This is a genomic window from Streptomyces sp. NPDC058534, from assembly GCF_042717365.1.
GTDB lineage: Bacteria > Actinomycetota > Actinomycetes > Streptomycetales > Streptomycetaceae > Streptomyces.
This window is the reverse complement of the sequence record NZ_JBHXNW010000010.1, coordinates 1-6,670: the sequence shown is the minus strand read 5'-3', so window position 1 is coordinate 6,670 and position 6,670 is coordinate 1. Positions and strand designations below refer to the sequence as shown.

At 69.8% G+C, this 6,670-nt stretch carries 7 protein-coding genes; 3 read left to right on the top strand and 4 right to left on the bottom strand.

Annotation, left to right across the window (positions count from 1 at the left end; genetic code table 11):
• Positions 1-379: 379 nt before the first annotated feature.
• The 4 genes from ACFWR9_RS07965 to ACFWR9_RS07950 form a co-directional block, all read right to left on the bottom strand.
• The gene (locus tag ACFWR9_RS07965) at positions 380-772 is read right to left on the bottom strand and encodes a type II toxin-antitoxin system death-on-curing family toxin (protein WP_383837219.1); all 393 of its coding nucleotides are present in this window, start codon (positions 770-772) and stop codon (positions 380-382) included.
• Complete coding sequence (locus tag ACFWR9_RS07960; protein WP_383837216.1) at positions 769-963, bottom strand: ribbon-helix-helix protein, CopG family; 195 nt, start codon at positions 961-963, stop codon at positions 769-771. The genes ACFWR9_RS07965 and ACFWR9_RS07960 overlap by 4 nt, the downstream gene beginning before the upstream one ends.
• Positions 964-1,254: 291 nt before the next feature.
• On the bottom strand, positions 1,255-2,619 hold the full coding sequence (locus ACFWR9_RS07955; RefSeq protein WP_383837213.1) for a class I SAM-dependent RNA methyltransferase: 1,365 nt from the start codon (positions 2,617-2,619) through the stop codon (positions 1,255-1,257).
• 64 nt (positions 2,620-2,683) lie between these two features.
• Positions 2,684-4,747 carry an APC family permease gene (locus tag ACFWR9_RS07950; RefSeq protein WP_383837210.1) on the bottom strand — a complete coding sequence of 688 codons (2,064 nt, stop codon included), beginning with the start codon at positions 4,745-4,747 and terminating at the stop codon, positions 2,684-2,686.
• Positions 4,748-4,939: 192 nt separating this feature from the next.
• Here ACFWR9_RS07950 and ACFWR9_RS07945 point away from each other — a divergent pair, with 192 nt between their 5' ends.
• From ACFWR9_RS07945 to ACFWR9_RS07935, 3 genes are all read left to right on the top strand, one after another.
• Complete coding sequence (locus ACFWR9_RS07945) at positions 4,940-5,083, top strand: hypothetical protein (protein ID WP_383837207.1); 144 nt, start codon at positions 4,940-4,942, stop codon at positions 5,081-5,083.
• A 183-nt stretch (positions 5,084-5,266) separates the two neighbouring features.
• Positions 5,267-5,938 carry a potassium channel family protein gene (locus ACFWR9_RS07940; protein WP_383837204.1) on the top strand — a complete coding sequence of 224 codons (672 nt, stop codon included), beginning with the start codon at positions 5,267-5,269 and terminating at the stop codon, positions 5,936-5,938.
• On the top strand, positions 5,938-6,615 hold the full coding sequence (locus ACFWR9_RS07935) for a TrkA family potassium uptake protein (RefSeq protein ID WP_064730242.1): 678 nt from the start codon (positions 5,938-5,940) through the stop codon (positions 6,613-6,615). Before ACFWR9_RS07940 ends, ACFWR9_RS07935 begins: the two co-directional genes overlap by 1 nt.
• The last annotated feature ends 55 nt before the right edge of the window (positions 6,616-6,670 follow it).

Below are 6,670 nucleotides of genomic sequence, written 5' to 3'. Positions count from 1 at the left end.
CATACACTTTTTCCCCCCACCTCCGCAAAACACCCCCCCCACCCCTCGCCCCCCCCCCCCCGTCTGGCCCCCCCCCCCCCGGGCCTCTTCGCTCCTCTCGACCTTTCACCAGCTCGGCTGCCGCATGCATGCACTCGCTCGGGGCAAAGCGAGCCGTGCGCACGAGCCACTCGAAGCGCCGCGTGAGCGGGCCGCCCCCTCCCTCACCTCACGGCGGCCTGCGAGAGGCTGTGATGCCGAGCTTCGAAGTCCGGTATCCCGCGCCGAACGGGAGCCACGCATTCGAGTGCACAGCGCTCCCATGCCACCCGACCCGAGCAAGGCCGGACAGCGCGTGAGGGCAGGGCAGGCGCCTGCCCTGCCCTCACGTCGTCGAACGTCAGGAAACGGGGAACCAGACCGACAGGCGCTTGGCAATGGCCGATACATCGACGTTGTCCTGCGCGACGTCCTCGACGAACGGGCCGGCCACGGAAACGGGCGGCGGGACGGTACTCGCGCTGACACCGTTGAACCGCAGGAAGACACGCATGGCGAGCCAGGCGGTGCGCTTGTTGCCGTCGATCAGCGCGTGATTGCGGGCGACGGAGTGCAGCAGCGCCGCAGCCTTCTCGTGCAGCGTGGGATACAACTCGGCCCCGAACACGTTCGTCCGGGGCCGCTCGATCGCCGATACGAGGAGACCCATGTCACGCACACAGTGCTCGGTGCCGTTGACCGCGCGGGCGATGGCCAGGATCTCGTCGACCTGGAGGTAGCGCACGTCCGTCACTTCAGGTAGTCCAAGATCTCCGCATCGCTGTCCATCAGCTCGGCCAAGACGTCGTCGACCTTCAGCTCGGCCCGGTCCTGGGCCTCACGGATAGCCTCGATGGCAAGCTCCTGCTTGCTGCGACCCTCCCGACGAGCCCGCTTGGTGAGCTTCGCGTCAAGGTCGTCGGGGAGCCGGAGTGTCATCGCCATACACAGATGATACCTGACCGGTATCACAGCGGCGCGGTCGAGTTGCATTCTCTGGCAACGCGCAGTCGGAGATGGTGGCTCGCAGCTGGGGGCGGAGGTGCAGCAGTGACTTCCGCTCCGAGCGTCGTCCGAGCGTCAAGATTCTCCGAACGCCCCTCTCTATGCGTCGCCCATACAGGCACCTCGCTCACGAAACCGCAGGTCAGCAAGGTGCAAAGATCAATCCCCCGCTCAAACCTTTACTCATAGGGAAACAGGTCGAGCAACCCACCCGGACAACAAAAGTGCAGGTCAGGAACCCTTGCCCACCGGTTCCAGAATCGCCACGCACTCCATGTGCGACGTCATCGGAAACAAATCAAACACCCGCAACATCCGCACCCGATACCCCCCATCCCGGAAGTACCCCAGATCCCGAGCCAGCGCAGCGGGATCGCACGCCACGTAAGCGATCCTCCGGGCTCCCAGCGACGCAAGGTGCTGCACGGTCTTGCGTCCCGCGCCCGCGCGCGGGGGGTCCAGGACGATGAGGTCGACCTCGTCGATGCCGGTCCGCGGCAGGACCGCCTCGACCTTGCCCTGTTCGATGCGGACGCGGTCGAAGGCGGCCAGGTTGTGGCGGGCGTCCTCGACGGCGCGTTTGCCGGACTCGATGCCGAGGACCGCGCCCTGATCGCCGACCCGGTCGGCGAGGGCGCCGGCGAAGAGGCCCACGCCGCAGTACAGGTCGAGGGCCATGTCGCCCTTGCGCGGGAGGAGGCCCTGCATGACCGCCGTCACCAGCGTGTCGGCCGCCTTCGGGTGGACCTGCCAGAAGCCGCCGCTGCCCACACGGTAGGTGCGGTCGTCGGCGCGTTCGCGGACGAAGGGGCGGCCGTGGACGCGGTGGACGCCGCCGTCCTTCTCGCCGACCCGCATGACGGAGACCGGGCGGTCCAGTTCCACGATGGGGAGCCTCGCGCCCGGTCGCGGGGTCAGGATGACCTGGCGGTCCTGGGAGCCGGTCGCCGCGATCGCCTCGATCGACGCCATGCCGGGCCAGTCCCGCCGCTCGATGCCCAGCTCGCTGACACCCTCCGCGGCGATCATGCAGTGGTCGATGGGCTCGACGTCGTGCGAGCGGTGCTTGCGCAGACCGGCACGGCCCTCGTCGTCCACCGCGTACTGCACGCGCGTGCGCCACGACGGGACCTGGCCGGCGGGCAGCTTGTCGCCCTCGGCGGGCATCACCGTGCCGTCCCAGCCGGCCTCCTCCGGAGTGAGGTCCGCCAGGCGCTTCAGCTGCTCGGCGACGACCTCGCCCTTCAGGCGGCGCTGGGCGCCCGGCTTGGCGTGCTGCCAGTCGCAGCCCCCGCAGCGGCCGGGTCCGGCGAAGGGGCAGGGGGCCTCGACTCGGTCCTTGGAGGCGTCCAGGATCTCGACCGCGTCCGCGCGCAGGAAGCGGGCGCCCTCCTCGCCCTCGGTCACCCGGGCCACGACGCGCTCGCCGGGCAGCGTGTGCCGGACGAACAGCACCTGCCCCTCGGACGTACGGGCGATGCAGTGGCCGCCGTGGGCGACGGGGCCGATCTCTACCTCGTACTCCTCGCCGACGAGCGAGACCGGCTGTGCGGCCTCTCGGGATTCCGCCTGCGATTTCTTCGGTTCTGCCTGCATGGCGGGGTGGCTCCAGAGAACGGGATGACGACAAACGGACGACAGAGGACAGCAGCCGTCCAGTCTACGTGGAGGAAGAGCGGTCCTTCGGCCGGTCCTGGTGGAGCGGGCCGCGCCGGACCGCGCCGGGCGCGTTCCAGTCCTGCCGCTTGCGGGCCCGCCGCTTGGCGGCCTCGGAGGACTGGAGCTGGTAGGGGACGGACGTGACCATGACGCCGGGGGTGAACAGGAGGCGGCCCTTGAGGCGCAGGGCGCTCTGGTTGTGCAGCAGGTGCTCGTACCAGTGGCCGACCACGTACTCGGGGATGATCACCGAGACCGCGTCGCGCGGGGACTCCTTGCGCAGGCTCTTGACGTACTCGATGACCGGCCGGGTGATCTCGCGGTACGGCGAGTCCAGCACCTTCAGCGGTACGGCGATGCCCCGCCGCTCCCACTCGTCGCGCAGCGCCTTGGTCTCCGCCGGGTCGACGTTGACGCTGAGCGCCTCCAGGGAGTCGGAGCGCATCAGTTTGGCGTAGGCGAGCGCGCGCAGGGTGGGGCGGTGGATCTTGGAGATGAGCACCACCGAGTGGACTCGGGACGGGCGCACCATGTCGTCGGTCTGCGCCTCCTCGGGGTCCTCGGGGGCGGCGATCTCCTCGGAGACGCGGTCGTAGTGCTTGCGGATCGCCGTCATCGTGGCGAAGAAGATGCACATCCCGAGCAGGGCGACCCAGGCGCCGTGGGTGAACTTCGTGGCCAGTACGACGACCAGGACGAGTCCGGTGAAGAAGGCCCCGAAGGCGTTGATGGCCCGGGAGCGGATCATGCGGCGGCGCGTGGCCTTGTCCTTCTCCGTGGCCAGGTGGCGGTTCCAGTGCCGGACCATGCCGATCTGGCTGAGCGTGAAGGACACGAAGACGCCGACGATGTAGAGCTGGATCAGCCGGGTGGAGTCGGCGCCGTAGACGAAGACGAGGAGTATGGCGGCGCCGGCCAGCAGCACGATGCCGTTCGAGAACGCCAGGCGGTCACCGCGCGTGTGCAGCTGGCGCGGCAGGTAGCGGTCCTGGGCGAGGATCGAGCCGAGCAGCGGGAAGCCGTTGTAGGCGGTGTTCGCGGCGAGGAAGAGGACCAGCGCGGTGGCCGCGGCCAGCACGATGAACAGGAAGCTGCCCTCGCCGAAGACAGCCTCCGCGACCTGCGAGATCACCGGGTGCTGGACGTAGTCCGCGCCGACCGCGACGCCGTTGTGGAGGAGGTCGGTGGCCGGGTTCTCCGACATGCGCACGTCCGTCGCGGACGCGAGCGCGATGATGCCGCAGAACATGGTGACGGCGAGCAGGCCCATCATCGCGAGGGTGTTCCCCGCGTTCTTCGACTTGGGCTTGCGGAAGGCCGGGACACCGTTGGAGATCGCCTCGACGCCGGTGAGCGCGGCACAGCCGGAGGAGAAGGCGCGCAGGAGGAGGAAGACCAGGGCGAATCCGGCGAGGCCGCCGTGTTCCGGCTTGATCTCGTAGTCCGCCGTCGGCGCGCGCATGGTGTCGCCGAGCACCACGCCACGGAACGCGCCCCACGCGATCATGATGAAGACGCCGCCGACGAAGACGTACGTCGGGATCGCGAACAGCTTGCCCGACTCCTTGACGCCGCGCAGGTTCATCAGGGTCAGGAGCAGGATCACGGCGATCGCGCAGAGGACCTTGTGCTCGACCACGAAGGGAACCGCGGAGCCGAGGTTCTCGATGCCGGAGGAGATCGAGACGGCGACGGTCAGGACGTAGTCGACCAGCAGGGCGCTGGCGACGGTCAGGCCCGCCTTGGGTCCCAGGTTGGTGTTGGCCACCTCGTAGTCGCCGCCGCCGCTCGGGTAGGCGTGCACGTTCTGCCGGTAGGAGGCGACGACCGTGAACATCAGGACGACGACCGCGACCGCGATCCAGGGGCTGAAGTGGTACGCCGACACGCCCGCGATGGACAGGACGAGCAGCACCTCGCCGGGCGCGTACGCCACGGAGGAGAGCGGGTCGGATGCGAAGACGGGGAGGGCGATGCGCTTCGGCAGGAGCGTTTCCCCCAGCCGGTCACTGCGCAGTGCGCGCCCGATCAGGATCCGCTTGGGCACGTCGGTCAGTTTGGACACAACAGAGGATCGTAGGCGTTCGAACGGGCGCGCGCCCACCCGCCACCCCCGATCCGCCCGCCGTCTGCTCTACGGGTGAATTCGACGGGTGGTCGGGCTGCGGATTCCGCAGGTCCGGGACCTGGCATGCCTATATGACGAATACCGCGCAAACACCGCCCGTTTCCCGGCCGTTGCCACCCTGGAGGTCTCATGCACGTGTCCGCGGAGCTGATCGGCGGCCTTCTCTCGCTCGTCGGCCTCGGAATCCTCACCTGTGCCAGCATCCGCAGCATCGGTCGGCGGGGGTCGTCGGTGGAGGGCTGGGACGGGGCGCCGGGGCGTGCGCGTCAGTAGGCTCGGACCGTCGACGGGGCGTCGGGGGGCCACCCGGAAGGGGGCCGGGCCCGCCGGACCGGCATGATGGTGCCCGGCGGCCCCCCGACAGGGGCCGCACGTGTTGCCCGTCGAGCCGAAAGAGGAAAATGAGCGGGACGTTCGCCTACGTCAGAGGGCTCGGAAGAAGAGTGGTGTAGAGCCGTGCACATTGTCATCATGGGCTGCGGGCGCGTTGGCTCCGCCCTCGCCCAGACCCTGGAACAGCAGGGGCACACGGTCGCCGTGATCGACCGCGACCCCACCTCCTTCCGACGTCTCGGTTCCTCGTTCGGTGGCCGCCGGGTCACCGGCATCGGCTTCGACCAGGACACCCTGCGCGAGGCGGGCATCGAGGACGCGGGTGCCTTCGCCGCCGTCTCCAGCGGGGACAACTCGAACATCATCGCCGCCCGCGTGGCGCGCGAGATGTTCGGCGTGGAGAACGTCGCCGCCCGCATCTACGACCCCCGCCGCGCCGAGGTCTACCAGCGCCTGGGCATCCCCACGGTGGCCACGGTCCGCTGGACGGCCGACCAGATGCTGCGCCGGCTGCTCCCCTCGGGCGCCGAGCCGCTGTGGCGCGACCCCACCGGCGGGGTCCAGCTCGCCGAGGTGCACACGTCCCCGTCCTGGGTCGGCCACAAGATCAGCCGGCTCCAGGAGGAGACGGGCGTGCGGGTGGCCTTCCTCACCCGGCTCGGGGAGGCGATCCTGCCCTCCTCGCAGACCGTGTTGCAGGAGGGTGACCTGGTGCACGTGATGATGCGCACCGACGAGGTCGACAAGGTCGAGGCGGCGTTCGCCAAGGGTCCCGAAGAGGAGGGCGGTCACTGATGAGGGTCGCCATTGCCGGAGCCGGCGCGGTCGGCCGTTCGATCGCGGGCGAGCTGCTGGAGAACGGCCACGAGGTCCTGCTCATCGACAAGGCGCCGACCGCCATCTCGGTCGAGCGCGTCCCGATGGCGGAGTGGCTGCTCGCCGACGCGTGCGAGATCACGTCCCTGGACGAGGCGGCCCTCCAGCGCTGCAACGTCGTGATCGCCGCCACGGGCGACGACAAGGTCAACCTGGTCGTCTCCCTGCTGGCCAAGACGGAGTACGGCGTTCCGCGCGTCGTCGCCCGGGTCAACAACCCGAAGAACGAGTGGCTGTTCAACGAGTCCTGGGGCGTGGACGTCGCCGTCTCCACCCCGCGGCTGATGTCGGCCCTGGTGGAGGAGGCGGTGAGCGTCGGCGACCTGGTCCGGCTGCTGCGCTTCAGCCACGGCGACGCCAACCTGGTCGAGCTGACGCTGCCGGAGGAGTCGGCCCTGGCCGGGATCCAGGTCGGTGACGTCGAGTGGCCCGAGGACACCTCGCTGGTGACCATCATCCGCGGCACCCGCGTGCTGACCCCGTCGCGGGAGGACTCGCTGGAGGCGGGCGACGAGCTGCTGTTCGTCGCGGCGCAGGCCCGCGAGGAGCAGCTGGAGGACCTGCTGTCGGCACGCCGCGGCGACCCGGCGCGCTGACGAGTACGGCGGGCGGTACGACGGGGGGGGGGGGGGGGCGGGGGCGGGGGGGCCC

Bases quoted from the DNA above. Each gene is read 5' to 3' on its own strand.
- ACFWR9_RS07935 (WP_064730242.1), top strand. From the start codon at position 5,938: ATGAGGGTCGCCATTGCCGGAGCCGGCGCGGTCGGCCGTTCGATCGCG.
- ACFWR9_RS07960 (WP_383837216.1), bottom strand. From the start codon at position 963: ATGGCGATGACACTCCGGCTCCCCGACGACCTTGACGCGAAGCTCACC.
- ACFWR9_RS07945 (WP_383837207.1), top strand. From the start codon at position 4,940: ATGCACGTGTCCGCGGAGCTGATCGGCGGCCTTCTCTCGCTCGTCGGC.
- ACFWR9_RS07955 (WP_383837213.1), bottom strand. From the start codon at position 2,619: ATGCAGGCAGAACCGAAGAAATCGCAGGCGGAATCCCGAGAGGCCGCA.